The following is a 23,830-nucleotide window of genomic DNA, read 5'->3' on the forward strand; positions in this document are numbered from 1 at the left end:
GACGAGGCCCGCATCGGAAACGATGCGGGCCTTGTTGTTGATGCACTCCCTGATTCACTGATCCAGCTTGAGCGTCTCCCCATGCTTGAGCGTCACGAACTGCTCTTGCGGCAGCCCGGCTTCACGCAGGGCCTTGGCCAGTTCCCTGGGCGGCTCGTCGAGCGGATCGTCGGCCAACTCGAAGGTACCCCAGTGAATGGCGACCGATCGCTTGGCCCGCACGTCCTCATGGATCAATACGGCCTGGGCCGGGTCCACGTGCTGGTTCTGCATGAACCAGCGCGGCGCGTAGGCCCCGATGGGGATGAGCGCCAAATCGAATCGGCCGAAGCGTTCGCCGATGTCGCGGAAGTCCTTCGAATAGCCGGTATCCCCCGCAAAATAAACCGAGAAGGGCTCGGCACCCGCTTGCTGCGCCGCCGCCTGGATGACCCAGCCACCCCACAAGGTCTCTGAACGGTCGAACACGCCACGCGCCGACCAGTGCGTGGCGGGGACGAAGTAGATGTCCAGGTTGTCCAGCCCGGTCTTGTCCCACCAGTCCATTTCCTTCACGTTGGTGATGCCCAGCGCCAGGAACCAGTCACGCACCCCCAGCGGCACCAGGAACAGCGGCGGCCCGCCTGCCTGAAGATTCAATTGCTCCACGCTCGCCTGGTCCAGGTGGTCGTAATGGTTGTGCGAGATCACCACCACGTCGATATGCGGCAGCTCGCTGATCTGTACCGGCAGCGGCACCTTGCGCGATGGTCCGATGAAGGAGAAGGGCGAGGCCCGCTGCGAGAACATGGGATCGGTCAGCACGTTCTTGCCTCCCAGTTGCACCAGCGCCGTGGCATGGCCGATCCAGGTCACGCTGGGACTGCCGTGGTTGGCCTTGAGCCAGGCCAGGTCGGGCTTGACGACGGGAAACTGGTAATTGTTGTCGGGCGGCTTGGGCAGGCCCTGGGTCAGGCGCTCCCACTGCCATTTCAAGAGGGAACCGCGTTCGGGCTGCGGGTAGTTGTTGCGAAACCCCGTCTCGGTGCGATTGCTCTTGTTGGGATCGTAGTACTTGCTGGAGGAAGAGCAGGCAGTCAGGCCGGCAGCCAGCAGCACGACCGCCAGGCCACGGGTGAGGTGTCGCAGGGGCTGCCGCAGGCAGGATGTCGCAGGGGGCATGGAAGAGGCGCGGTGGCCGCGCAGTGATGACAATGAGCGACATCCTAGCAGGCCGCAGCGCGGCCTGCAGCCGATGCACGCTACATCACGTACTGCGCCAGGCCGCGCCCGAATGACCAGTTGCCCTTGTCGCCCTCGACCAGGCTGATCATCACGTCATCCGGCCCGATGCCGGGGTTCTGCTGCAGGCGAGCCACGATGGCGGCGTAGAGCGCGTTCTTCTGGGCCTGGGTGCGGGTATTGCTGACCGTCAGCTGGATGAGCACAAAGTCATCCGTACGCGCCATGCCCATGTAGCTGCGGCTGAAGATCAGGTCTTCCGGATCATGCTCGGTGATGACCATGAAGCGGTCCTCCTCGGGCACATTGAAACTCTCGCGCAGGGCTTCGTAGATGTTGTCGGCGATGGCGCGGCGATAGTTGCGGGACTTGCCGCGCAATACGGAAATGCGGACCAGGGGCATGATGTTCTCCTTGCAGGTGTGGTTGAAATGACGGAGCGCTTTCTCTCCATGCCTTGCATGCTATGCTGGTGCAATCATTTGAAAAACCACTGATTGATGATTTCAATGATTGAAATTCTTCATCATGGATTTTGGAGCGTGAGGACCCTGCACCATGGAAAAACCGCTGGATCTGGATGCCGTCCAGGCTTTCGTCCTGGCCGCCGACCTGCAAAGCTTCACCCGGGCGGCTGAAGCGCTGGACAGCACGCAATCGGCCATCAGCTTCAAACTCAAGAAGCTGGAGCAGCGCCTGGGCCGTCGCCTGCTGGAACGCACGCCGCGCCAGGTGCGCCTGTCGGCCGAAGGGCAGCAGTTCCTGCCGGCCGCACGCAGCCTGCTGGCGGCACATGAACGTGCGCTGGAACAGCTGGACCAGGGCCCGGTCCGCTTTTCGGTCGGCATCAGCGACCATGTGGCCGGCGCCACCTTGCCGCGTGCGCTGGCGCAGGTGCACGCGGTTGATCCGGGCGTGGTGGTGGAGGTGCGCGTGGGTTCTTCGCATGACCTGATGCCGGCCTATGAGCGCGGCGAGCTCGATGCCGTCATCGTGCGCCGCGAACCGCAGGACAAGGGCGGCAAGCTGGTCATGGAAGAACGCATCGGCTGGTTCGCCCATCCCGATGCGCAATGCTGGGCCGGTCCGGCCTTGCGGGTGGCAACCTTTTCCTCGGCCTGCCGCATCCGCGAGCTGTCCTTGCGACGGCTCGATGCGGCGGGGATCCCTTGGGTGGAGGTCTTCGTCGGTGGCGGCATTCTGGCCGTGGGGGCGGCGGTCAGTGCGGGCCTGGCGGTGTCGGCGCTGCTCCACCGCAGTGCTCCGCCCGGCGCGGTGGACGTGGGCGAACGCCTGGGCTTGCCCAGGCTGCCACTGGCCCAGGTAAGGCTGCATGCCCGGGTCAAGGAGCCGCGCCTGCAGGGTGCGCTGCGCACGCTGGTGGCGGCGTTGAAGTCGTCCTGAGGTCGGGCGCGGTGCCTCAGGCGCGCGCTGCCTGTGGCTGCATGCGGCCAGGGATGGCCAGCCGGTTCATGGCATTCATCAACGCGATGGCGATGGTCAGCTCACTGTATTCCTGTGCCGTGAAGTGCTGGATCACGGCCTGGTAATCCGCATCCGGCGCCGCTGTCTGGTCGATGCGCGTGACCACTTCGGCCCAGGCCAGTGCCGCCTGCTCGCGCGGCGTAAAGAGCGGACCGGCTTCTTGCCAGACCGGGACCAGCACCAGCTTGTCGACCGGCATGCCGCTGCTGAGAAGATCACGCGAATGCTTGTCGATGCAGTAGGCGCAGCCGTTGATCAGCGACACCCGCAAAAACACCAGCTCCACCAGGTCGGCGGGCAGGCTGCATTGCTTGAGATGACGGTTCACGGACAGCAGGCCGTCATAGGCGGTGGTGGCATTCTTGTAGAGATCGATGCGGGCGGACATGGGGACTGGCTCCTGGATGGGATGGAAACGAGTCGCCATCATGCGCCTGCATGGACCAGTCGATAAGTGCCAAGAATGGTGATTCGAACTAGTCCATGTCAGGCGGGTGCCAGCAGGGGCAGGATGCGCCTTGCCAGCTCGGCGGCACGGCGGCGGCTGTCGATGTTGGTGAAGCTGAGCATGATCATCGGTGGCACTCCGGGGCGCGGTGCCAGCAGGCATTCCGACAGGGCGCGGCTGAACATGCCGTGCTGGCGCATCTTTTCCGCCAGCAGCCGGTCCGAGCGGCGGCCCTGCAGACGCAACAGCAGATGCATGCCACCGGGCGGCGAATCGATCCGTACATGGGAATGCAACACGCCTTCCAGACCGGCGATGGCCATGGTGCGGCGCTGGGCATACAGGCGCCGCATGCGCTGGATATGGCGGGCAAAATGCCCCTCGGCCATGAAATCGGCGACGATATGCTGCGTCAGGGCCGGCGCGGCACCGGAGAAGAGCTGCGCACTCTGCCTGAAGCGCTCCACCTGCGATTGCGGCACCACCAGGTAGGCCAGGCGAATGGCCGGGAACAGTACCTTGCTGAAGGTACCGGCGTAGAGGACGCGGTCTTCGCGGTCCAGGCTCTTGAGTGCAGGCAAGGGGCGGCTGACGTAGCGGTATTCGCCGTCGTAGTCATCTTCCACGATCCAGGCTTGTTCACGCGCGGCCCATTCCAGCAACGCTAGGCGGCGCGGCAGCGACAGGGCCACGCAAGTCGGGCTCTGATGTGCTGGCGTGACCACGGCGGCGCGTGCGCGGGCTGCATGGCGCTGGCCGTACTCGACCTGCATGCCGTCGCCGTCCACCGGCACGCCGGCCAGCTGCATGCCGGCCGCGCGCAGCAGGGCGGCGGTCGGGGTGTAGCCGGGGTCTTCCACCCAGATCTTGTCGCCCGGCTGGAGGAGGGTGCGGGTGATCAGGTTCAGGCTGTCGCGATAGCCGGAGGTGACGAAGACCTGTTCGGCCCGGCAATCGATCCCGCGTGAGAACTGCAGGTAGCGCGCAATCTCCGTGCGCAGTGCCATCAGTCCGGCCGGGGAGGGATAGAGCATGTCGGCGGCTTGCGTGGCCCGCGCTGCGCGTGCGGCCAGGCGTGCCCAGATCTTGCGCGGGAAGGCGTCCAGCGCCGGGATGCCCATCTGGAAGGGACGCGGACCCTTGGGTTCGGCCTGCCCCTCGTCCGGGAGGAGAGGATGGCGCGCCGCCACGGGCGATGTCCGCGAAGGGGCAGCCGTTGCCTTGCCGGCCGCTGCCTGCAATGCCGGGCGGACCCCGGCGGCAATGACGGTCCCGGCTTGTCCGCGCGCCTCCACGTAACCTTCGGCGGCCAGCAGCGAATAGGCGGCCTCCACCGTGCCCCGCGCCAATCCCAGTTCAGTCGCCAGTGCCCGTGCCGAGGGAATGCGGTCACCCGGCTGCAGCAGGCCGTCAGCCACGGCGCTGCGCAGGCGTGCGTAGATTTGGCGGTAGTACGCTTCGCCGGTGTTGCTGTCGAGTCGGATCAGGGAGGAGGGAGGCAGGGAAATCATGGACCAGTCGAAATGTCATTTCTTGGATCTCCTGATTATGCCATCGACTCATTAGGATGAGGCTCTTTCCAACTCTGATCGCATCGACCCTTCTACCATGGACCCGGTTTCCGAAATCACTCCTGCGCCTGACTGGCGCCTCACCGACGACGCGCTACGCCACGCCGATAGCGCCTCCGACCAGCTGGCCTGTTTTCCCGTGATGCACGAACTGCGTCCGCATCTGCGCGACAGCGACGAGTTCCTTCAGCGCATCGGCCGTGCCATCCCTCAGGGCTACCGCATCCTGGCCGCCTGGGATCGGGGAAAGGTCGTTGCGCTCGCCGGTTATCGCTTTCAAGAGAACCTGGTCTATGGTCCTTTCCTTTATGTCGATGACCTGGTGGCCGCCGGTACTGAGCGCGGCAAACGCTGGGGCGAACGGCTGCTGGCAGCGATGGAGGAGGTGGCGGCCCAGGCCGGTTGCGTGCGCCTGGTGCTCGATACCGGCATGGCCAATGCGCTGGCACAGCGCTTCTATTTTCGCCAGGGCATGCTGACTGGCGCACTGCGCTTTGGCAAGGCCATCGGAGGTGCCGCATGAAGATCCTGCATCTGCTTGCCTCGCCGCGTCAGGAGGCCTCCAATGCCTGGTGGCTCTCGCGCCAGATCGTCGAGCGCATGGCCGCACAGCATCCACAGGCACAGGTGATCCTGCGCGACCTCTACGCTACCGGCATTGCGCATGTCGATGCCGCCTATGCCGATGCACTGGGCTCCCCTGTCGCCTCGGACGGCAGTGATGCGGGGCAGGGCACGCTGACCCTCTCGGACCGTCTCATTGAAGAGCTGGAGCAGGCCGACCAGGTAGTGATCGGCACGCCCATGCACAACTACACCGTGCCCTCGGTCCTGAAGGCCTGGATCGATCACGTGGTGCGGGTGCGCCGTACCTTTGCCATCACCCCCGATGTCAAGGCCGGCCTGCTGCGTGACCGGCCGGTGCATGTGGCGGTGGTCTCCGGCGGGCGCTTCACCGGCGCGACGGCACGGCAGGCGGATTTCCTCACGCCCTATCTGAAGGTGGCGCTGGCGACCATCGGGCTGCATGACCTGCGCTTTACCGTGATGGAGGGCCTGGCTGCGGGCGCGCAGGCGGTACGCAACGAGCGCGAACGTGTGGCCGTGGAGCTGGATCGGCAGTTTTCAAGGGGCTGGCAGACGTAAGACGCATTCGAAATACGGTGACTCTTATGCGACGGGTCGCATTGCAATGTAAAACCCGGCGATCAAAAGCAGTGGAACCAGCAGAGCGGAGACGACCAGAAGGATGGTCGATATGGTCCGATGGTGAAACCGCTTTTCAAGATGAAGGACCGCAACCGAGACCTGAAAAAGAGCGACAACATAAAGAATCCATGAGGCATCTTCTGTTGTTGCCATTGTGGCGAGGAAGGCTTTCAGCACGTCTTCTATGTCTGGTAGTGATTTGATATTCCGCTTTACTGGCTCTTGACGTCGATCGGCCCGGTATTTTCACAAGTGGGAAGGGTATCGTAACCGAGATAGAAATACAGGCTGTGAAGCTTGCGCGGGCCATCGAGCAGCTCAAGGTTGATTCCTTCAACACCCGTACAAATCAGAATCTTGTAGTGCTTGCGCTGGGCGATTGCGATGAAGCTGCTGTTGGCCGAGCGCCTGACCTGCTCAGCGTTGATGATCGCGATGCCCTGTCCTGTCTTGATGCCAGGACTGATGTGCCTGCTCATGCGGTAGTGCATCACTGTCTGCTCTGCCATGACATCGTCCACTGCTTCAGCTTGCTTGAACTCATTTGATTTGAGCCAATAGCAAGCTGACGGGTTATCAGACGGATCGGCACAAAGCGCAATCCTGTGAATTGCGGTCAGTGGGGCGGTCGTGTAAAGGCTCAGGCCGCTCTTTTCTTGCTTGTAGAAGCCGATGTTGATTTGCGCTTGTGCCAGCGGGGAGAGCACCAGCAAATAGATGATTGGTAACAGTTTCATCGCTTTTCACGTCCCGTTATCGGACCAATGCGGCGGGTCGGGAATGAGCTTATGGCATCCATAAGACGCACCAATGCGATAGAGCACGGTATTGTCGGTGACTTCAACAGCTTGCGAAGATGCGTCAAGCATCGTCTTTCCGATGATTCCCGTGATCGTCATATCGATGGCGGCACGTTCCGTGTGCCGGGAAATCAAAGCGGGGGGATGAACGATTGTGTAGCCTCTGGCCATTTCTGCTGCAGCGTTTTTGGAGGCACGTCCATCACCGTGATCCCACTCTATTTCTACACCGCTCATCTTGGGAACCTTGTCAGGTGCAATCAGGCCCTTCGAAATCTTCACGCAATAGTGCATCAGGTAAGCGCGTTCACGCGGCCTGTATGTGGCCGATATTCTGACATTCGCTCCTGCAGCTCTCAACGCCGCGATGAAGTCTTCTGCAGATTGACGAAAACTGCTGTTCAGATCGCTTGTGCGATTGCTGCCGGGAAATCGTGTTACCCATTGTGGACCGCTCAATTCAGGCAGCATATTAACAACGACAGGTGTCGGATCCGAGGCAGGGGTCAAGAGTGTTTGGGTTGTCGTCATAAAAAGGGACCTCAAGTTTGACGTGTTGCGCAGTATCGGAGGACACCGTTTCAGTGAATCCGTCTTCGTTTGTCAGACCGATACACGTTTTGCCGTCAGCCAGCGTGATTCTGTATCTGACATTTGCCATTGGTGCGCGGCTGTGAGCGTGTTGAACCAAAAAACGCTGATCGTAGAGAGCGGCAGGGGAGAAGTCGTCTTGCCGGCTGCCAGAATGTGAGCTGGATGCGTGGCGCAGCTCACCCTCGAATCCCATCCGGACATCGCTATGCAAGGCTTTGAGTCTGGGCGGTTCAGGGCATTTGCAAAGACATAGGTCACCATCAAGATTGACTTGCCTGCCGTCGGGCCCCCTGTGCGGACGAAATGGTTGAACACATTGAGTAGTTCCCCAGCTCTTGCAGGAATTGCAGTAGACAGGATCACCTTCGAAGCAAGCCAATTTCCCGCTATACCGAATGCGAGGACTTTGCGCTTTGGGTTGGACCAAGCCTCCGCCAGGGATCACGGTATCTCCTTCACGGATGAATGCGCGCCAGAACATGTTCAGGGCCTTCGCGCCGGCATACTAGGCGACGACGACACTAACGTTGCAGAGGACAGTTGTCTCGCATGTGGGAGCGACATGTTCAGTAACAGCATGTTGGCTGGAAGCCAGATTCCTGGTGCCAAATTTCTGTAGCTCATCTTTTTGTCTCTGCGTGATCGCATGAAGTTGAAAGAGGAGCGAGCATGCCAAACAAGTCCGCTGATGGCGCGTTGCCCGCCTGAATAGGCAGGCAATCTCAAAGATGCTCTGACTTTTTCTAGGAAAAAATCGAGATCGGATAGGAGTGGGATCGTACGGTAGGCAATTCCGTGAAAGCGTCTGGCTTTTCGATGGTGCAATGACACACGTGTCGCGATGTCGGCTTGCTTGGAGGGAAAAATCGCGTATCGGATGGCAATACAAAAGAGGGCTCAAATTTTTTCTAAAAATCTCTTGAAAACCAAAATCCCCATCCCTAGATCGGTACCAGCAGATGCTCGACGTTGAGGTCTGCGACGAAAACATCGCTTAACTGAAAGGATATTTTTATGCGTACTTTTGATCTCTCCCCCCTGTACCGTACCGCTATCGGCTTCGATCGCCTGGCCCAGATGTTCGACAACGCCCAGCGCGCTGATCAGCCCAGCTATCCGCCGTACAACATTGAACTGGTGGCTGAGGACAAATACCGGATCACCATGGCCGTGGCCGGTTTCGCCCGCAGCGAAATCGACATCGAGACCGAAAACGAAACCCTCAAAATCACCGGCCGCAAGCAGAAGGAAGACAAGCAGGTCAACTTCCTGCATCGTGGCATCGCCGCCCGTGACTTCGAACAGCGCTTCCAGCTGGCCAACCACATCAAGGTGGTCGGTGCCAACCTGGAAAACGGCCTGCTCAACATCGAGCTGGTCCGTGAAATCCCCGAAGCACTGAAGCCGCGCAAGATCGAAATCGGAGCCGCCGACGACAGCAACGTCCAGCGCTTGGAACGCGCCGCCTGATTGCAGCCTTGGCACTGAGCGGCGGCCATCAAAGGCCGCCGCCTCGCACTCACCGCCCGTCTGATCGGGCGGTTTTTTGCGTCCATTGCCATGGTTGTGATTGACGCCAGTTACCTGCTTGGTTACGTTACATACTCTGCACTGCAGTGTAGTCACCGCTCACGACCCGGCGCGCCCGTACGCCGGACCGGCTGCTCAAAAGAAATTGGCACAGGAGCAATATTTTGCGTATATTGCGTCGGCCACAGGGAGAAACGCGTGAACGACCACCGATACCAGCACATCAACCCCGAACCCTTGCTCGATGCCATGGGCGGGGATGTTGCCGCCTGCCGGCACATGTTCGGCACCTTCCTCAAGAGCGCTCCAGCCACCTTTGCGCGGCTCGATGCAGCCATCCAGCAGGATGATGCGGTGCAGGTCAAACGCGAGGCGCACAGCCTCAAGAGCACGACGGCCCTGGTCGGTGCCGGCGTGCTGACTGACATGCTCAAGGCCGTCGAGGTGCAGTCCCGCGCCGAACCACCCCAGAGCGCCGCAGCCAGCCTGCCCGAGCTGCGCAACCTGTTCACGGCCGTCGTCGCCGAAGTGCAGCATTACGTGGATCAGGTGGGCGTGGCGCAGTAAAGCCGCGTTGCCCGGCGCGCCTTCCGCACTTTTCTCGCATCCCCCCCGCAAACGGCCACCCTCCGGCCTTTCCCTTTCACATTCTTCATAAGTTACCGACTCATCAGTCAGTAACCTGACGTACATCAATCGGGTTTTCAGCAGGCATCTTCATAATGTGGACACACAAGACGAAGAATTTCGTCACCACATTTCCCGCCTGAGCCGAGATCAACGATGTGCGAACCCTCTCTGCGAATCCGTCCCTTGCTGGCTGCCTTGCCGCTTCTGCTGGTGGCCTGCCAGTCGATGGCGCCGGATTACCAGCGGCCCGCTGCACCGGTGGCGGCACACTATCCGCAGCAGGTCGATGGCGCAGGTGAAGCCGCACCGGCACTCGGTTGGCAAGCCTGGTTCCGCGATCCGCAACTGCAAGCCCTCATCACCCAGGCCCTGGCCAACAACCGCGACCTGCGCGCAGCGGCCTTGCGGGTCGAGGAGGCGAGGGCGCTCTACGGCATCCAGCGCGCCGACCTGTTTCCCACCGTTGGCGCACAGGCCGGCCTGGATCGCTCGCGCACTCCGGCCGACCTCAACCTGACCGGACGCCCGCTGGTCGGCAGCGCCTATCAGGCCGGTGTGGGCCTGAGCACCTGGGAGCTGGACCTGTGGGGCCGCCTGCGCAGCCTGGATGACGCCGCGCTGCACACCGCGCTGGCCAGCGAAGCCACCCGCCGTGCCGCTGCCCTGAGCCTGGTGGCCCAGGTGGCTGATGCCTGGCTGGAATTGGCCGAGATCGACGAACGCCTGGCCATCGCCCGCGACACCATCGCCAGCCGCCAGGAGAGCTATCGCATCTTTGCGCGCCGGGTCGAGGTCGGCGCCACCTCGCGCCTGAACCTGACCCAGATCGAAACCCTGCTCACGCAAGCCCAGGCCTTGGGCGCACAGCTGGAGCAGCAACGCGCACAACGTCTGAATGCACTCACGCTGCTGGTCGGTTCGCCACTGGAACTGCCAGTCGGCCAGGCGCGGCCGGCACTGGATGTGATGTTCCCGGAGCTGTCGCCCGGCACGCCTTCACTGCTGCTCACGCGCCGCCCCGACGTGGCCGCTGCCGAGCATCGCCTGCAAGCGGCCAATGCCAACATTGGTGCGGCACGCGCGGCCTTCTTTCCCAGCATTTCGCTCACGGGCAACCTCGGCACGGCCAGCGCTGAACTGAGCGGATTGTTCCGCGATGGCAGCCATGCCTGGAGTTTCTCGCCCAGCCTGTCGCTGCCGATCTTCACGGCAGGCCGCCTGCGCAACAACCTGAACCTGGCCGAAGTGCGGCGCGACCTGGCCGTGGCCAATTACGAAAAAACCATCCAGTCCGCCTTCCGCGACGTCGCCGATGCACTGGCCGCGCACCAGTGGCTGACCCGCCAGCTGGCCATTGCCGAGACGGCGGTGCAGGTCCAGGCCGAGCGGGCGCGCCTGTCCACGCTGCGCTATGACAACGGCGCTGCGCCTTTCCTCGACGTGCTTGATGCCCAGCGCGACCTGCTGAGTGCACGCCAGCAGCGGGTGCAGATCCGGCGTGCGCTGCTGTCCTCGTCGGTGGCGCTGTATGCGGCGCTGGGTGGCGACAGCAATGCGCCTGCGGCTTTCCCCCTTTCTTCCGGACCCCGACCATGACGCTCCCTCACGCCAAGAAACCCCTGCTGGCCGCCGCGCTGGCCGTGATCCTCGCCGGCGCTGCGGCCTATGCCTGGCTGCGCCTGCATCACAGCGGCCCCGGCGAGGGATTCGCCAGCGGCAACGGCCGCATCGAAGCCACCGAAGTGGATGTGGCCACCAAGCTGGGTGGCCGGGTCGATGCCATCCTCGTCAATGAAGGCGACTTCGTCAGCGCCGGCCAGCCGCTGGCCCGCATGCAGATACTGTCGCTGGAAGCCCAGCGCGACGAGGCCCAGGCGCGCCAGCAGCAATCGGTCTCGGCCGTGGCCAGTGCCGAGGCCCAGGTAGCCGTGCGCGAGAGCGACCATCAGGCCGCGCTGGCCCAGGCCGCGCAGCGCGCCAGCGAGCTGGATGCGGCACGGCGTCGCCTGGCGCGCTCGGAGGTGCTGGTCAAGGAAGGGGCCTCCTCGCTGCAGGAAGTGGACGACGACCGTGCCCGCGTGCTGAGCATGGAAGCGGCCGTCACGGCAGCCAAGGCACAAGTGACCGCCGCCCAGGCCGCCGTGGCAGCCGCCCGCACCCAGGTCAGCGGTGCGCGCGCTACGGTCACGGCCGCAGTGGCCACGGTCCAGCGCATCAAGGTCGACATCGACGACAGCACGCTGGTCGCCCCGCGCGCCGGACGCGTGCAATACCGCATCGTCCAGCCGGGCGAGGTGCTGGGCGGGGGCGGCAAGCTGCTCAACCTGGTGGACTTGAGCGATGTCTACATGACCTTCTTCGTCCCCGAGACCGTCGCCGGCAAGCTGGCGCTGGGCAGCGAGGCACGCATCGTGCTGGACGCCGCCCCGCAATACGTGATCCCGGCGCGTATTTCATTCGTGGCCAGCACTGCGCAGTTCACGCCCAAGACGGTAGAGACGGCCAGCGAGCGGCAGAAACTGATGTTTCGCGTCAAGGCGCAGATCGATCCGGCGCTGCTGCGCCAGCACCTGACCCTGGTCAAGACCGGCTTGCCCGGCGTGGCCTGGGTGCGGACCGACCCTGCGCGTGACTGGCCTGCCACGCTGGCGGCGAAGGTCCCGCAATGAAGGAGGCCCTTGGTCAGAGCCTGGTGGCGCGCCTGTCGGGCGTGTCGCTGCGCTATGGCCAGAAACCTGCGCTGCGGGCGATCACACTGGAGATTCCGGCCGGCTGCATGGTCGGCCTGATCGGGCCCGATGGCGTGGGCAAATCCAGCCTGCTGTCGCTGGTGGCCGGTGCACGCGCCCTGCAGGAAGGGGACGTGGAGGTGCTCGGTGGCGATATGCGCCACGCTTCGCATCGTGAAGCGGTTTGCCCGCGCATCGCCTACATGCCGCAGGGGCTGGGCAAGAACCTGTATCCGACGCTGTCGGTGGAAGAGAATTTGCAGTTCTTTGGACGGCTGTTCGGCCAGTCCGCGCAGGAGCGTCGCCAGCGCATCGATACGCTCACTGCCGGCACCGGCCTGTCGCCTTTCCTGGCGCGGCCGGCGGGCAAGCTCTCCGGCGGCATGAAGCAGAAGCTGGGATTGTGCTGTTCGCTGATCCATGACCCTGACCTGCTGATCCTGGACGAACCCACCACCGGCGTCGATCCGCTCTCGCGTGCGCAGTTCTGGGACCTGATCGCGCATATACGCCAGCAGCGGCCCGGCATGAGCGTCATCGTGGCGACAGCCTACATGGAAGAGGCCGACCGCTTCGATTTCCTGGTAGCCATGGATGACGGCCAGATCCTGGCCACCGGCACGCCTGCCGAGCTGCATGCGCGCACCGGTACGGCGGCACTGGAAGAGGCCTTCATCGCCTTGCTGCCACCCGATAAACGGCGCGGCCACCAGCCCGTGCAGGTGACACCGCTGGACCCGGCGCGGCAAGCTGAGATCGCCATCGAAGCGCGTGGCCTGACCATGCGCTTCGGCGATTTCGTGGCGGTGGATCATGTGGACTTCCGCATCCGGCGCGGCGAGATCTTCGGATTCCTGGGCTCCAACGGCTGCGGCAAATCCACCACCATGAAGATGCTGACCGGCCTTTTGCCGGCCAGCGAAGGGCAGGCCTGGTTGTTTGGCCAGGCCGTCGATCCGCGCGACATGGCTACACGTGCGCGTGTGGGCTACATGTCGCAGGCCTTTTCGCTGTATGGCGAACTGAGCGTGCGCCAGAACCTGGTCTTGCATGCGCGGCTGTATCGCGTGCCGCAGGAGCAGATCGCGGCGCGCACCGAAGAGATGGCGCAGCGCTTCGGCCTGCAGGAGGTGATGGACAGCCTGCCCGAGAGCCTGCCGCTGGGCATCCGCCAGCGGCTCTCGCTGGCCGTGGCGATGGTGCACAAGCCGGAGCTGCTGATCCTGGATGAACCGACTTCGGGCGTGGACCCGATCGCGCGCGACCTGTTCTGGCAATTGATGATCGATCTCGCGCGGCGCGACCAGGTGACGATTTTCATTTCCACCCATTTCATGAACGAGGCCCAGCGCTGTGACCGCATCTCGCTCATGCATGCCGGGCGCGTGCTGGTGAGCGCCACGCCGGAGGAACTGATCCGCCAGCGCGGGTCGGCCAATTTGGAACAAGCCTTCATTGGGTACCTGGAAGAAGCGGCCGGGAAGGGCGCAATGACGCCTGCGCCTGATGTAAAAGTCACATCGGCCCGGAACCACGCGCCAGCTGGCAACAGTCGCCTGCGCACCAGCCTGGGCCGCGCCCTCAGCTACAGCCAGCGTGAGAGCCTGGAACTGCGGCGCGACCCGGTACGCGCCACCCTGGCCTTGCTGGGCACGGTGATCCTGATGTTCATCATGGGCTATGGCATCAACCTCGACGTGGAAAACCTCAGCTACGCCGTGCTCGACCGTGACCAGACCGGCCTGAGCCAGAACTATGCGCTCAATCTCTCGGGTTCGCGCTACTTCATCGAGCAGCCGCCCATCCGCGATTACCAGGACCTGGACCGCCGCATGCGCAGCGGCGAGATCTCCCTGGCTATTGAGATCCCGCCCGGCTTCGCCCGCGATATTGCGCGGGGCAAGCCGGTGGAAGTGGGGGCCTGGGTCGATGGCGCCATGCCCACGCGCGCCGAGACCGTGCGCGGTTACGTGCAGGGCATGCATCAGCTGTGGCTGGCCGACATGGCCACGCACCGGCTGGGTCAACGCCTGGCGCAGCCGGCCACCATCGAGACGCGCTATCGCTACAACCCTGACGTCAAGAGCCTCCCGGCCATGGTGCCGGCCATCATCCCGCTGCTGCTGATGATGATCCCTGCCATGCTGACGGCGCTGTCGGTGGTGCGCGAGAAGGAGCTGGGCTCCATCCTCAATCTCTACGTCACGCCGGTCACGCGTACCGAATTCCTGCTGGGCAAGCAGCTGCCTTATCTGGTGCTGGGCATGCTCAATTTCGCCATGTTGACGCTGCTGGCCGTGACCGTGTTCGGGGTGCCGGTCAAGGGCAGTCTCTTCACGCTGACACTGGCGGCGCTGGTGTTCATCATCTGCTCGACCGGCTTCGGGCTGCTTGCCTCGACCTTTACGCGCAGCCAGATTGCGGCCCTCTTCGTGACCATGATCGGTACCATCATTCCCTGCGTGCAGTTCGCCGGACTGTTGAATCCGGTCTCTTCGCTTGAAGGGATGGGTGCGCTGATCGGGCAGGTCTATCCCGCCACGCACTTCCTCACCATCAGCCGTGGCGTGTTCAGCAAGGCGCTGGCGGTGGGTGACCTGGGGGCCTCGTTCTGGCCGCTGGTGCTGGCGGCACCCGTGATCCTGGGGTTGTCGGTGTGGCTGTTGAAGAAGCAGGAGCAATGAGATGCGCCGCGCGCCTGCCAGCCTGTCCAACATTTTTCGTCTCGGCGTCAAGGAGCTGTGGAGCCTGCTGCGCGATCCGGCCATGCTGGTGCTGATCGCCTACACCTTCACGCTCTCCATTTATGTGGCCGCCACGGCCATGCCGGAGAGTTTGCACAATGCCGCCATCGCCATCGTCGACAACGATGGCTCGCCGCTGTCGGCACGCATTGCGTCCTTGTTCTATCCGCCGCATTTCAAGGTGGCCCGGCTGGTGACGGCGCGGGAGGCTGATGCCGGGCTCGATGCGGGCGACTACACCTTCGTCTTGGACATTCCGGCGGATTTCCAGCGCGACGTGCTGGCCGGGCGCGCGCCGGCGGTCCAGCTGAACGTGGATGCCACGCGCATGAGCCAGGCTTTCACCGGCAACAGCTACATCCAGCAGATGGTCAGCAACGAAGTCACGCAATTCGTGCGGCGCAGCGAGGCCGCTGGCGATGCGCCGGTGGGGCTGGCCTTGCGCATGCGCTTCAATCCCAACCTGGAGCAATCCTGGTTCGGTTCGCTCATGGAGATCATCAACAACGTCACCATGCTCTCCATCATCCTGACGGGGGCGGCGCTCATCCGCGAGCGCGAGCACGGCACCATCGAACACCTGCTGGTGATGCCGGTGAGTCCGGCCGAGATCATGCTGGCCAAGGTGTGGGCCATGGGTTCGGTGGTGGCGCTGGCGGCCTTGATGTCTTTGCTGCTGATCGTGCGGGGCGCCTTGCAGGTGCCCATCGAGGGCTCGCTGGCGCTGTTCATGCTGGTGACGGTGCTGCATCTGTTTGCCACCACCTCGATGGGCATCTTCATGGCCACGCTGGCGCGTTCGATGCCGCAGTTCGGGATGCTCACCGTACTGGTGCTGTTGCCGCTGCAACTGCTGTCGGGCGGCTCCACGCCGCGCGAGAGCATGCCTGTACCGGTACAGGACATCATGCTGGCCGCCCCGACGACGCATTTTGTCGCGGCGGGGCAAGCCATACTGTACCGGGGCGCTGGCCTGGAAGTGATCTGGCCGCAACTGCTGGCCATCCTGGCAATTGGCCTGGTCCTGTTTGTAGCTGCACTGGGCCGGTTCAGAAAGACCATCAGCCAGATGGCGTGATGGAGGAGGGCGCGCGCAGTTGCCGTGCCCACATGACTAGCGATGCAATCAACCGGGAGCAATCATCATGGACTTCAACAGCCCCTCAACCTGGATACCGCTCATCAGCATTGCGCTGCTGCTGATCGGCTACGGCCAACGCGCGCAACGCTGGGCACCTTATTGCATGCTGGCGGGGGCCTTTGGATTGCTGGGGGTGTTGGTGTATCGGGTGTCGGTGGCGATTGGGTGACGCGTTTTCAGGTGCCGTCATTGCCATACGCTTCGCTGATGGCGCGCAGTGCCAGCAACGCGGCAGGGCGGTCATCCGGACTGTCCAGTGACTCCAAAGCAGCCTTCAGGTACTCGATGGCCAGTACAGGGTTCGCGCGCAGTTCGGCGATTTCACGCTCGTGGTGAGAGACCGCAGCCTTGATCTTGTTCATGGTTGACTCACTGATGTCGCCTGTTGCTGGCATAAATCATTTAAATAATATTTCCGGTCGTCATCGCCAGGCGCGTGGCCTTGCAGATCTTCATTCGGGAGTCGCTTGAAAGAGGACCAATGTTTCCGTGGCAGTGATACGAATCCGCTTTGGCACAGGGCTGGAATCACTTGCGGGTTTTCGCCACAACGCAGGTCATTGTTGATGACACAGCGTTCAGCCTCGGCGATGCCCAGTGTGGGGAGTGGATCCTCTGAAATCACCATGAGGCTGTATTCGATATCCGGATAAACCTGCTTGCCATGCAGTCTCCAATATTTCTCGTGAAGGCTGTAGGCATACATAGCGAGGGCCGGTAGCAGGACGGTGGCAGCCAGTGCCACGGCAACCAGCATGGTGTTGGCGACCGTTTGCCGCGTCTTGTTGCGCAGGAGATGGCCGATAACGGGAAATGTGATGGAACATCCCAGCGCCCCCAGCAGCGGGTCGTCCGGGCAACTTTCTCCGCAATTCGTGATGAAGGCGGTATTGAGCGCTCCCGCTGCAGCTCCGCATGCAATGCCCACAATACTAAGCAATGGAAGTGCAAAGCAGCTTCTCATTTGATCTCCCAAAAAAGAATTTGGGTCGCCCTGCCCAGATCCGAATAAATCAGGCCGTTGTTGAAACCTAGCGTAAATCTGCTGAATGTCGTTAGCCTTGCCCTGAGGCTACCGCTACCTGTCGTCAACCTGTTGCCATTCCAGAGATCGATATGATCGCCGGTGGGCTGGCTTTCTTCGGTGCCGTTACGGTTTGTTCGACGCCAGTAATCCGCGAAATAGACGATCCCCGTCTTTTCCTTTATTCGCTCTTGCCAGTCAGTGCCTTTGATGTCGACGGGTTTGGTACAGCCTACAAACGGCTGGAGTTTGAGCCATTCTGCAAGCTCTCTGGCGCGTAGCAAGTGATCTGTATGGCCTTTGAACCAGCATTTCCCCTTGCTCGGATAGGATTTGAAGGTCACACCGACTTTCTTTAAAGCGACGCCTACGCGAATAGCACACTGATCGCTAAATGCTGGCTTCCCATCCTGTTCTTTTCCATCGCAAGGACTTCCCCCTGGATAAGAGGCCCATAGTTCGGAGAACCTTACCGAAGGAGCCTCAACCCTGCATACTGAATCCTTGATTGAGTTGGTACGTACCTTTAGCTGCTGCACCAGCTTTTTTTCTGTCATGATGCGCTCCTTTGACTCTTTGCCAGAGCATCGTCTCCCCACAAAACTATGTATTCATCTTCCTCGTAAGTATCGATTCGGGGAAGTAGTCCACTAGCCAAAATACGGCCGGAGAATCTGCGGCCGTCAGTTGTTTCGATGTGGTATGGAACACCTTCTATGGTTGGTGCGACGATGTGCAGTTGTTCATCGTAGGGCTCGTCGGGAGGACAATGCGCGGGGATACCCGTCCACTGCCCATCGGCATTGCGGAAGTATTGTTCAGCGATAGTCTCTCCGTCGCTATTTCCTACGCCATCGATGTCGTTAAGCGAGGAGAGGCATGGACAGCCGCCACTGGTTTTCATGCCATGAATAACCTGCGCACGTCCATTGGTCAGCGTCGAGCGCACGAACCCTTGCGCAATGACGCAATTCTTGGGACAAGCCATTCGCGCACCGACGAACGCATAAGCGCGTCCATGACTGCGACAGGTAGGGTCGCCCTCGATCACCGTTGCGCCGCAGGCGGCCCGGTCGCCTTCACGAATCCATCCGATGATTTTCATCTTGCGCGCTCCTCACTTTCAACAATGAGCGCGCATTCTCCCCATCAGGCGTTGGCTCTTCCACGCCAACACCCAAAACTCCACCCCGCATTCGAAATGCTTCGACCACCCCTTGCTCACGAAGCAATCAGTTGTGCAAGCCATAAAAAAAATCGCCCCCTGCCAAACTGCACAGGGGGCGACTTCACCGCAAAAAGAAACCGGGCATCAACCCTGCGAACGCAGCCCCGTCGCCTTGATGCGCGATTCCAGCACGCGGCCCTTGCGTGCGCGCTTGCCCACGTGCGCCAGCAGCTTCTCGCCGCTCAAGGCAATCTCCTTGGGCTTGCTCATGTTGCCGGTGCCATGGACCACGACACCCTTCTGGCTGATGGCCTGGGCGGCGACCAGCTTCTCGTTCTTTTCCAGTTCCATCAGGTTCACGCCACGGCCACCGGAAGACAGCGTCTTCATCTCATCGAGGCCAAACACCAGCAGGCGGCCATTGGCAGACACGCAGGCCACGGCGCTGGCGTCAGCCGCCACCGGCGTCGGTGCCAGCGGCAGCGCGCCTTCATCGAGCGTGAAGAAGCTCTTGCCGCCCTTGACGCGGCCAAACATGTCGGACGCCTTGGCAATGAAACCGGCCGCCGCATCAGAGGCCAGCAACAGCGTGGTATCGGCCGGACCGGCAAAGTAATGCTGGATGCTGCTGCCGCTGGCCAGTTCGATCAGCGTGGTCACAGGCACGCCATCGCCGCGCGCATTGGGCAGGGCATTGACCGCGATCGTGTAGACCCGGCCGTTGGAACCGAAGGCCAGCAGGTTGTCCACCGTGCGGCATTCAAACGCGCCATAGAGACCGTCACCGGCCTTGAAGGTGAACTGCGTCGCATCGTGGCCATGGCCGGTGCGCGCGCGCACCCAGCCCTTCTGCGAAATGATCACCGTCACCGGCTCATCGATCACCTTCTGCTCGAAGGTGGCGCGCTCGGCTTCTTCGATGATCGTGCGGCGGGCATCGCCATAGGTCTTGGCGTCGCCTTCGATTTCCTTGATGACCAGACGCTTCATGGAGGACGGATTGTCCAGCAGGTCCTGCAGCGTGGTCTTCTCGTTGCGCAGTTCGGCCAGTTCCTGCTGGATCTTGATGGCTTCCAGTCGCGCCAATTGGCGCAGGCGGATTTCCAGGATGTCTTCGGCCTGGCGGTCGGAGAGCTTGAAGGCGTCCATCAGGGCCGGCTTCGGTTCGTCCGATTCGCGGATGATCTTGATGACCTTGTCGATGTTCAACAGCACCGCTTCCCGGCCTTCCAGGATGTGGATGCGGTCGTTGACCTTCTGCATGCGGAACTGCGTGCGGCGCGTCACCGTCTCGAAGCGGAAGCTGATCCACTCGGTGAGGATGTCGGTGAGGTTCTTCTGGCGCGGACGGCCATCGCCGCCGATCATCACCAGGTTCAGCGAGGCACTGGTCTCCAGCGAGGTCTGCGCCAGCAGCGTGTTCATGAACTCGGTCTGGTCCTGGTTCTTGGACTTGGGCTCGAACACCAGGCGTACCGGCGCTTCGCGGCCGGACTCGTCGCGCACCGCATCGAGCAGGCCCAGGATGGCCGCCTTCTGCGTCTGCTGCTCAGGTGTCAGCGACTTCTTGCCCAGCTTCAGCTTGGGGTTGGTCAGTTCTTCGATTTCTTCCAGCACGCGCTGCGAGGACACGCCCGGCGGCAGTTCGGTGATGACCGCCTGCCACTGGCCGCGCGCCAGGTCTTCGATCTTCCAGCGCGCACGCACCTTCAGGCTGCCACGGCCGCTCTGGTACATCTCGGCGATGGTCGACTTGGGCGTAATGATCTGGCCGCCACCGGGGAAGTCCGGGCCGGGGATCAGTTCCATCAGCTCGGCGTGCGTGATCTTGGGATTGCGGATCATCGACACGGCCGCCTTGGCCACTTCGGTCAGGTTGTGCGAAGGGATTTCAGTGGCCATGCCCACGGCAATGCCGGAGGCGCCGTTCAACAGCAGGAAGGGCAGGCGCGCCGGCAGGAGGCGCGGCTCTTCGGTGGAGCCATCGTAGTTGGGCTGGAAATCCACCGTGCCCATGTCGATTTCATCGAGCAGCAATTTGCTGATGGGGGTCAGGCGGGCTTCGGTGTAGCGCATCGCCGCTGCGCCATCGCCATCGCGCGAACCGAAGTTGCCGTGGCCGTCGATCAAGGGATAGCGCAGCGAAAAATCCTGCGCCATGCGCACCAGCGCGTCATACACCGACTGGTCGCCGTGCGGGTGCAGCTTGCCCAGCACGTCGCCGACCACGGCGGCTGACTTGCGCGGCTTGGCCGCCGAGTTCAGCGACAGTTCGTTCATCGCGTAGAGGATACGGCGCTGTACCGGCTTCTGGCCGTCGGCTACATCAGGCAGGGCGCGGCCCTTGACCACCGAGATCGCGTAATCGAGATAGGCGCGTTCGGCGAAGGTGGACAGCGTCAGCGATTCGCCATCGGGCGCAGCCGGGGCTTGGTCAAACAGGGTCGGTTGATCGGTCATGGAGCTTGTCTTGTTGTGTTCGTATTGACTGGGTTAATCGTTGATGGCGGGCTCGCGCGGCGGCAGCGTCACCTTCAGGCGCGCATTGCCGCTGGCATTGGCGCTACCGCGCTCGCCGGCCGCCAGGCGCAATGCGCCGGCGGGCCGGTACAGTTCATAGAACCGCGACACCAGTCGCACATAGCCCTGGGTCTCGGGATAGGGCGGGATCTTGTTGCCATACTTCTGCACCGCGCCTTCCCCGGCGTTGTAGGAGGCAATGGCCAGTTCCACGTGCTGCGGGAACATCGCCATCAGATCGCGCAGGTAGCGCGCGGCCAGGCGGATGTTGATCTTCGGATCGGTCAGCTTCTGGTGCAGCGTCTTGCGGCGATCCCCCTGCAGGCCGTAACGCTCGGCCGTATCGGGCAGGATCTGCATCAGGCCTACCGCGCCCTTGCTGGAGACAGCCGTGGCATTGAAGCCGGATTCGGCCGTCATGACGGCCTTCAGCAGTGCCGCATCCAGACCGAATTCGCGGGCCGCTTCGGTGAGCAGGCTGTCGTACTTGCGCGCATCGCGATGGGCCAGCATGGTCTTGACGAATGGCGGATCGGCCGGCGTCACCGCTTCCTTGCTGCCGGGATGATTGAGCAGCGATGCACTGCTGGCCATGAGCTTGTCCGGGTCGTCCAGGGTCTGGGCATAGAAGTGCACGGCGCCATCGGCATCGGTGTACCGGTACACAATGGTCTTGGATTTCTTTCCGGTGGCAGCCGTACCGGTACTGTCCCGGCCACTGTCCGCTGCTTCCACCCGCATGTGCTGTACACCATCGGCATCGGTGTACCGGACCACTTGCTGCGACTGTACCGGTCCGGCACAGAGCAGCGCCGCCGCGCCCAGGAGGGCGGCGAGGGCGCTGGTGTGCAGGAACGCGGGGCGGTGCATGTCAGATGTCCGCTTCGGCTTCGTTGCCGTGCTCTTCGATCCAGGCGCGACGGGAGGCCGCTTCGCCCTTGCCCATGAGCATGTTGAAGCGCTCTTCCGAGGTCTGCACGCCAGGCTCGCCGAAGCTGATCGGCAGCAGGCGGCGCGTGTCCGGGTTCATGGTGGTTTCCCACAGCTGCTCGGCATTCATCTCGCCCAGGCCCTTGAAGCGGGAAATGCTCCAGGCGCCTTCCTTCAGGCCATCCTTGCGCAGCTTGTCTTCGATGGCTTCGAGTTCGCCATCGTCCAAGGCGTAGAGCTTCTGCACCGGCTTCTTGCCGCGCGCCGGGGCATCCACGCGATAGAGCGGCGGGCGCGCCACGCAGATGTGGCCCTTCTCGATCAGCTTGGGGAAGTGACGGAAGAACAGCGTCAGCAGCAGCACCTGGATGTGCGAACCGTCCACGTCCGCATCCGAGAGGATGCAGATCTTGCCGTAGCGCAGGCCGGAGAGATCGGGCGTGTCATTGATGCCATGCGGATCGACGCCGATGGCTACCGCGATATCGTGGATTTCATTGTTGGCGAAGAGGCGGTCACGCTCGGTTTCCCAGGCGTTCAGGACCTTGCCGCGCAGCGGCAGGATGGCCTGGAATTCCTTGTCGCGGCCCATCTTGGCCGAGCCGCCGGCGGAGTCGCCCTCCACCAGGAAAATTTCATTGCGCGTCACATCCGAGGATTCGCAATCGGTCAGCTTGCCCGGCAGCACGGCCACGCCGGAAGATTTCTTCTTTTCGACCTTTTGCGCCGAGCGCAGGCGGCTCTGGGCCTGCTTGATGACCAGCTCGGCCAGCTTCTTGCCGTACTCCACGTGCTGGTTCAGCCACAGCTCCAGCGCCGGACGCGAGTAACCGGCCACCAGCCGCACGGCATCGCGCGAGTTCAGGCGTTCCTTGATCTGGCCCTGGAATTGCGGATCCAGCACCTTGGCCGAGAGCACGAAGGAGACGCGCGCAAAGACGTCTTCAGCCAACAGTTTCACGCCCTTGGGCAGCAGCGAGTGCATTTCCGCAAAACTCTTGACCGCCGAGAACAGGCCTTCACGCAGGCCCGATTCGTGGGTGCCGCCATTGGAGGTGGGGATCAGGTTGACGTAGGATTCGCGCACCACGGCACCTTCTTCGGTCCAGGCCACTACCCAGGAGGCGCCTTCGCCCTCGGCGAAGCCTTCGGCATCCTTGCCGGCGAACTGTTCGCCTTCAAACAGCGGGATCAATGTTTCGCCGCTGCCGGTTTGGGCCAGTTGCTCCATCAGGTAGCCGCGCAGGCCTTGGTCGTACTGCCAGTTCTGGGTGTCGCCGGTTTTGGCGTTGATCAGCGTGACCTTCACGCCCGGCAGCAGCACCGCCTTGGAGCGCAGCAGGCGCTGCAGCTCGCCCAGCGGAATGGTGGCCGAGTCGAAATATTTGGCGTCCGGCCAGACGGTCACGCGGGTGCCGGACTTCTTGTCTTCGCGGGTGGCGGGGCGCGACTGCAGTTTCTCGATAACGTCGCCGCCCGAGAAGGCCAGCGTGTGCACGCCGCCTTCGCGCCAGACCGTGATTTCCAGGCGCGTGGCCAGCGCATTGGTGACCGAGACGCCCACGCCGTGCAGGCCGCCCGAGAAGGCATAGGCACCACCAGAGCCCTTGTCGAACTTGCCGCCCGCATGCAGGCGGGTGAAGACGATCTCGACGGTGGGGACTTTTTCTTCCGGGTGCAGGCCGACCGGGATGCCGCGGCCATCGTCCTCCACGCTCACGCTGCCGTCGGCGTTGATGGTGACGATGATGCTCTTGCCGTAGCCGCCCAGCGCTTCGTCGGAGGCGTTGTCGATCACTTCCTGGAGGATGTGCAGCGGATTCTCGGTGCGCGTGTACATGCCCGGACGCTGCTTGACCGGCTCCAGTCCCTTGAGGACACGGATCGATGATTCACTGTAATCGGACGGGGTTGTTTTTTTGGTTGCCATGCAGATGAGTGGTCGTGGCTGATGCCGGAGGGTTGTTGTCTGTTCATCCAGCGCGGGCGCCCGCCAAGGGCCATCCTGCGCTGCAAAAGCGCATTCTAATGAAAATTCCGTGGATTCGGCGCCCGGCAGGGCGGAATGTTCCCTTCCGGGCAGGAC

The 23,830-nt window shown here is 62.6% G+C and carries 23 protein-coding genes and 1 pseudogene; 10 read left to right on the forward strand and 14 right to left on the reverse strand.

Translation table 11 applies throughout. The annotated features are described in order from the left end of the window. Nucleotides 1-54: 54 nt before the first annotated feature. Together ACLRDN_RS08980 and ACLRDN_RS08985 are read right to left on the reverse strand one after the other, a co-directional pair. Nucleotides 55-1,161, reverse strand: coding sequence for an MBL fold metallo-hydrolase (locus tag ACLRDN_RS08980; RefSeq protein WP_413459841.1), 1,107 nt, complete (start codon nucleotides 1,159-1,161; stop codon nucleotides 55-57). A gap of 80 nt (nucleotides 1,162-1,241) precedes the next feature. After that, on the reverse strand, nucleotides 1,242-1,625 hold the full coding sequence (locus ACLRDN_RS08985; protein WP_413459842.1) for a tautomerase family protein: 384 nt from the start codon (nucleotides 1,623-1,625) through the stop codon (nucleotides 1,242-1,244). Between the two features lie 154 nt (nucleotides 1,626-1,779). Here ACLRDN_RS08985 and ACLRDN_RS08990 point away from each other — a divergent pair, with 154 nt between their 5' ends. Next, the gene (locus tag ACLRDN_RS08990) at nucleotides 1,780-2,625 is read left to right on the forward strand and encodes a LysR family transcriptional regulator (protein WP_413459843.1); all 846 of its coding nucleotides are present in this window, start codon (nucleotides 1,780-1,782) and stop codon (nucleotides 2,623-2,625) included. Nucleotides 2,626-2,641: 16 nt separating this feature from the next. On the opposite strand, the gene ACLRDN_RS08995 is transcribed toward ACLRDN_RS08990, so the two are convergent. Next, nucleotides 2,642-3,094: a carboxymuconolactone decarboxylase family protein gene (locus ACLRDN_RS08995; protein ID WP_413459844.1), complete on the reverse strand. Its 453-nt coding sequence runs from the start codon at nucleotides 3,092-3,094 to the stop codon at nucleotides 2,642-2,644. A gap of 98 nt (nucleotides 3,095-3,192) precedes the next feature. Then, nucleotides 3,193-4,665 carry a PLP-dependent aminotransferase family protein gene (locus ACLRDN_RS09000; RefSeq protein WP_413459845.1) on the reverse strand — a complete coding sequence of 491 codons (1,473 nt, stop codon included), beginning with the start codon at nucleotides 4,663-4,665 and terminating at the stop codon, nucleotides 3,193-3,195. Between the two features lie 97 nt (nucleotides 4,666-4,762). Between ACLRDN_RS09000 and ACLRDN_RS09005 the strand changes: the two genes are divergently transcribed. Both ACLRDN_RS09005 and ACLRDN_RS09010 read left to right on the forward strand, forming a co-directional pair. After that, on the forward strand, nucleotides 4,763-5,248 hold the full coding sequence (locus ACLRDN_RS09005; RefSeq protein WP_413459846.1) for a GNAT family N-acetyltransferase: 486 nt from the start codon (nucleotides 4,763-4,765) through the stop codon (nucleotides 5,246-5,248). Next, on the forward strand, nucleotides 5,245-5,871 hold the full coding sequence (locus tag ACLRDN_RS09010) for an FMN-dependent NADH-azoreductase (protein WP_413459847.1): 627 nt from the start codon (nucleotides 5,245-5,247) through the stop codon (nucleotides 5,869-5,871). The genes ACLRDN_RS09005 and ACLRDN_RS09010 overlap by 4 nt, the downstream gene beginning before the upstream one ends. 24 nt (nucleotides 5,872-5,895) lie before the next feature. On the opposite strand, the gene ACLRDN_RS09015 is transcribed toward ACLRDN_RS09010, so the two are convergent. The 3 genes from ACLRDN_RS09015 to ACLRDN_RS09025 are packed head-to-tail and all read right to left on the reverse strand — an operon-like array spanning nucleotide 5,896 to nucleotide 7,265. Further along, nucleotides 5,896-6,111, reverse strand: coding sequence for a hypothetical protein (locus tag ACLRDN_RS09015; RefSeq protein WP_413459848.1), 216 nt, complete (start codon nucleotides 6,109-6,111; stop codon nucleotides 5,896-5,898). A gap of 35 nt (nucleotides 6,112-6,146) precedes the next feature. Continuing rightward, complete coding sequence (locus tag ACLRDN_RS09020) at nucleotides 6,147-6,671, reverse strand: hypothetical protein (RefSeq protein WP_209580919.1); 525 nt, start codon at nucleotides 6,669-6,671, stop codon at nucleotides 6,147-6,149. A gap of 6 nt (nucleotides 6,672-6,677) precedes the next feature. Further along, nucleotides 6,678-7,265: a hypothetical protein gene (locus ACLRDN_RS09025; RefSeq protein ID WP_413459849.1), complete on the reverse strand. Its 588-nt coding sequence runs from the start codon at nucleotides 7,263-7,265 to the stop codon at nucleotides 6,678-6,680. Nucleotides 7,266-8,342: 1,077 nt separating this feature from the next. Here ACLRDN_RS09025 and ACLRDN_RS09030 point away from each other — a divergent pair. The 7 genes from ACLRDN_RS09030 (at nucleotide 8,343) to ACLRDN_RS09060 (ending at nucleotide 16,271) form a co-directional block, all read left to right on the forward strand. Next, the gene (locus ACLRDN_RS09030; protein WP_039786560.1) at nucleotides 8,343-8,798 is read left to right on the forward strand and encodes an Hsp20 family protein; all 456 of its coding nucleotides are present in this window, start codon (nucleotides 8,343-8,345) and stop codon (nucleotides 8,796-8,798) included. Nucleotides 8,799-9,056: 258 nt separating this feature from the next. After that, nucleotides 9,057-9,425 (forward strand): Hpt domain-containing protein, encoded by a 369-nt coding sequence (locus ACLRDN_RS09035; protein WP_413459850.1) that lies wholly within the window; start codon nucleotides 9,057-9,059, stop codon nucleotides 9,423-9,425. Between the two features lie 216 nt (nucleotides 9,426-9,641). Continuing rightward, a complete protein-coding gene (locus tag ACLRDN_RS09040; RefSeq protein WP_413459851.1) occupies nucleotides 9,642-11,084 on the forward strand; it encodes an efflux transporter outer membrane subunit in 1,443 nt (480 codons plus the stop codon). Further along, complete coding sequence (locus tag ACLRDN_RS09045; RefSeq protein WP_413459852.1) at nucleotides 11,081-12,157, forward strand: HlyD family secretion protein; 1,077 nt, start codon at nucleotides 11,081-11,083, stop codon at nucleotides 12,155-12,157. Before ACLRDN_RS09040 ends, ACLRDN_RS09045 begins: the two co-directional genes overlap by 4 nt. Beyond that, on the forward strand, nucleotides 12,154-14,901 hold the full coding sequence (gene rbbA / locus ACLRDN_RS09050) for a ribosome-associated ATPase/putative transporter RbbA (RefSeq protein WP_413459853.1): 2,748 nt from the start codon (nucleotides 12,154-12,156) through the stop codon (nucleotides 14,899-14,901). Before ACLRDN_RS09045 ends, rbbA begins: the two co-directional genes overlap by 4 nt. A gap of 1 nt (nucleotide 14,902) precedes the next feature. Continuing rightward, a complete protein-coding gene (locus ACLRDN_RS09055) occupies nucleotides 14,903-16,039 on the forward strand; it encodes an ABC transporter permease (RefSeq protein ID WP_121039314.1) in 1,137 nt (378 codons plus the stop codon). 67 nt (nucleotides 16,040-16,106) lie between these two features. Next, entirely contained in the window at nucleotides 16,107-16,271 is a 165-nt protein-coding gene (locus ACLRDN_RS09060; RefSeq protein ID WP_157845743.1) for a hypothetical protein, read from the forward strand. A 13-nt stretch (nucleotides 16,272-16,284) separates the two neighbouring features. Here ACLRDN_RS09060 and ACLRDN_RS09065 read toward each other — a convergent pair. From ACLRDN_RS09065 to ACLRDN_RS09095, 7 genes and pseudogenes are all read right to left on the reverse strand, one after another. Further along, nucleotides 16,285-16,464: pseudogene (locus tag ACLRDN_RS09065) on the reverse strand (transcriptional regulator); the annotation flags it as partial. Continuing rightward, nucleotides 16,461-17,066 carry a hypothetical protein gene (locus ACLRDN_RS09070; protein WP_413459854.1) on the reverse strand — a complete coding sequence of 202 codons (606 nt, stop codon included), beginning with the start codon at nucleotides 17,064-17,066 and terminating at the stop codon, nucleotides 16,461-16,463. The gene ACLRDN_RS09070 and the pseudogene ACLRDN_RS09065, both read right to left, overlap by 4 nt. Then, complete coding sequence (locus tag ACLRDN_RS09075; RefSeq protein WP_413459855.1) at nucleotides 17,063-17,683, reverse strand: T6SS effector amidase Tae4 family protein; 621 nt, start codon at nucleotides 17,681-17,683, stop codon at nucleotides 17,063-17,065. Before ACLRDN_RS09075 ends, ACLRDN_RS09070 begins: the two co-directional genes overlap by 4 nt. Beyond that, entirely contained in the window at nucleotides 17,680-18,231 is a 552-nt protein-coding gene (locus tag ACLRDN_RS09080; protein WP_413459856.1) for a PAAR domain-containing protein, read from the reverse strand. Before ACLRDN_RS09080 ends, ACLRDN_RS09075 begins: the two co-directional genes overlap by 4 nt. A 207-nt stretch (nucleotides 18,232-18,438) precedes the next feature. Continuing rightward, complete coding sequence (parC, locus tag ACLRDN_RS09085) at nucleotides 18,439-20,754, reverse strand: DNA topoisomerase IV subunit A (protein WP_413459857.1); 2,316 nt, start codon at nucleotides 20,752-20,754, stop codon at nucleotides 18,439-18,441. 33 nt (nucleotides 20,755-20,787) lie between these two features. Further along, nucleotides 20,788-21,684, reverse strand: a complete 897-nt coding sequence (locus ACLRDN_RS09090) for a lytic transglycosylase domain-containing protein (RefSeq protein WP_413459858.1) — start codon at nucleotides 21,682-21,684, stop codon at nucleotides 20,788-20,790. Nucleotide 21,685: 1 nt separating this feature from the next. Beyond that, a complete protein-coding gene (locus ACLRDN_RS09095; RefSeq protein WP_039786544.1) occupies nucleotides 21,686-23,674 on the reverse strand; it encodes a DNA topoisomerase IV subunit B in 1,989 nt (662 codons plus the stop codon). Nucleotides 23,675-23,830 lie beyond the last annotated feature (156 nt).

Origin of the sequence: Herbaspirillum huttiense, from assembly GCF_047300815.1 — a bacterium.
Lineage (GTDB): Bacteria > Pseudomonadota > Gammaproteobacteria > Burkholderiales > Burkholderiaceae_D > Herbaspirillum > Herbaspirillum huttiense_A.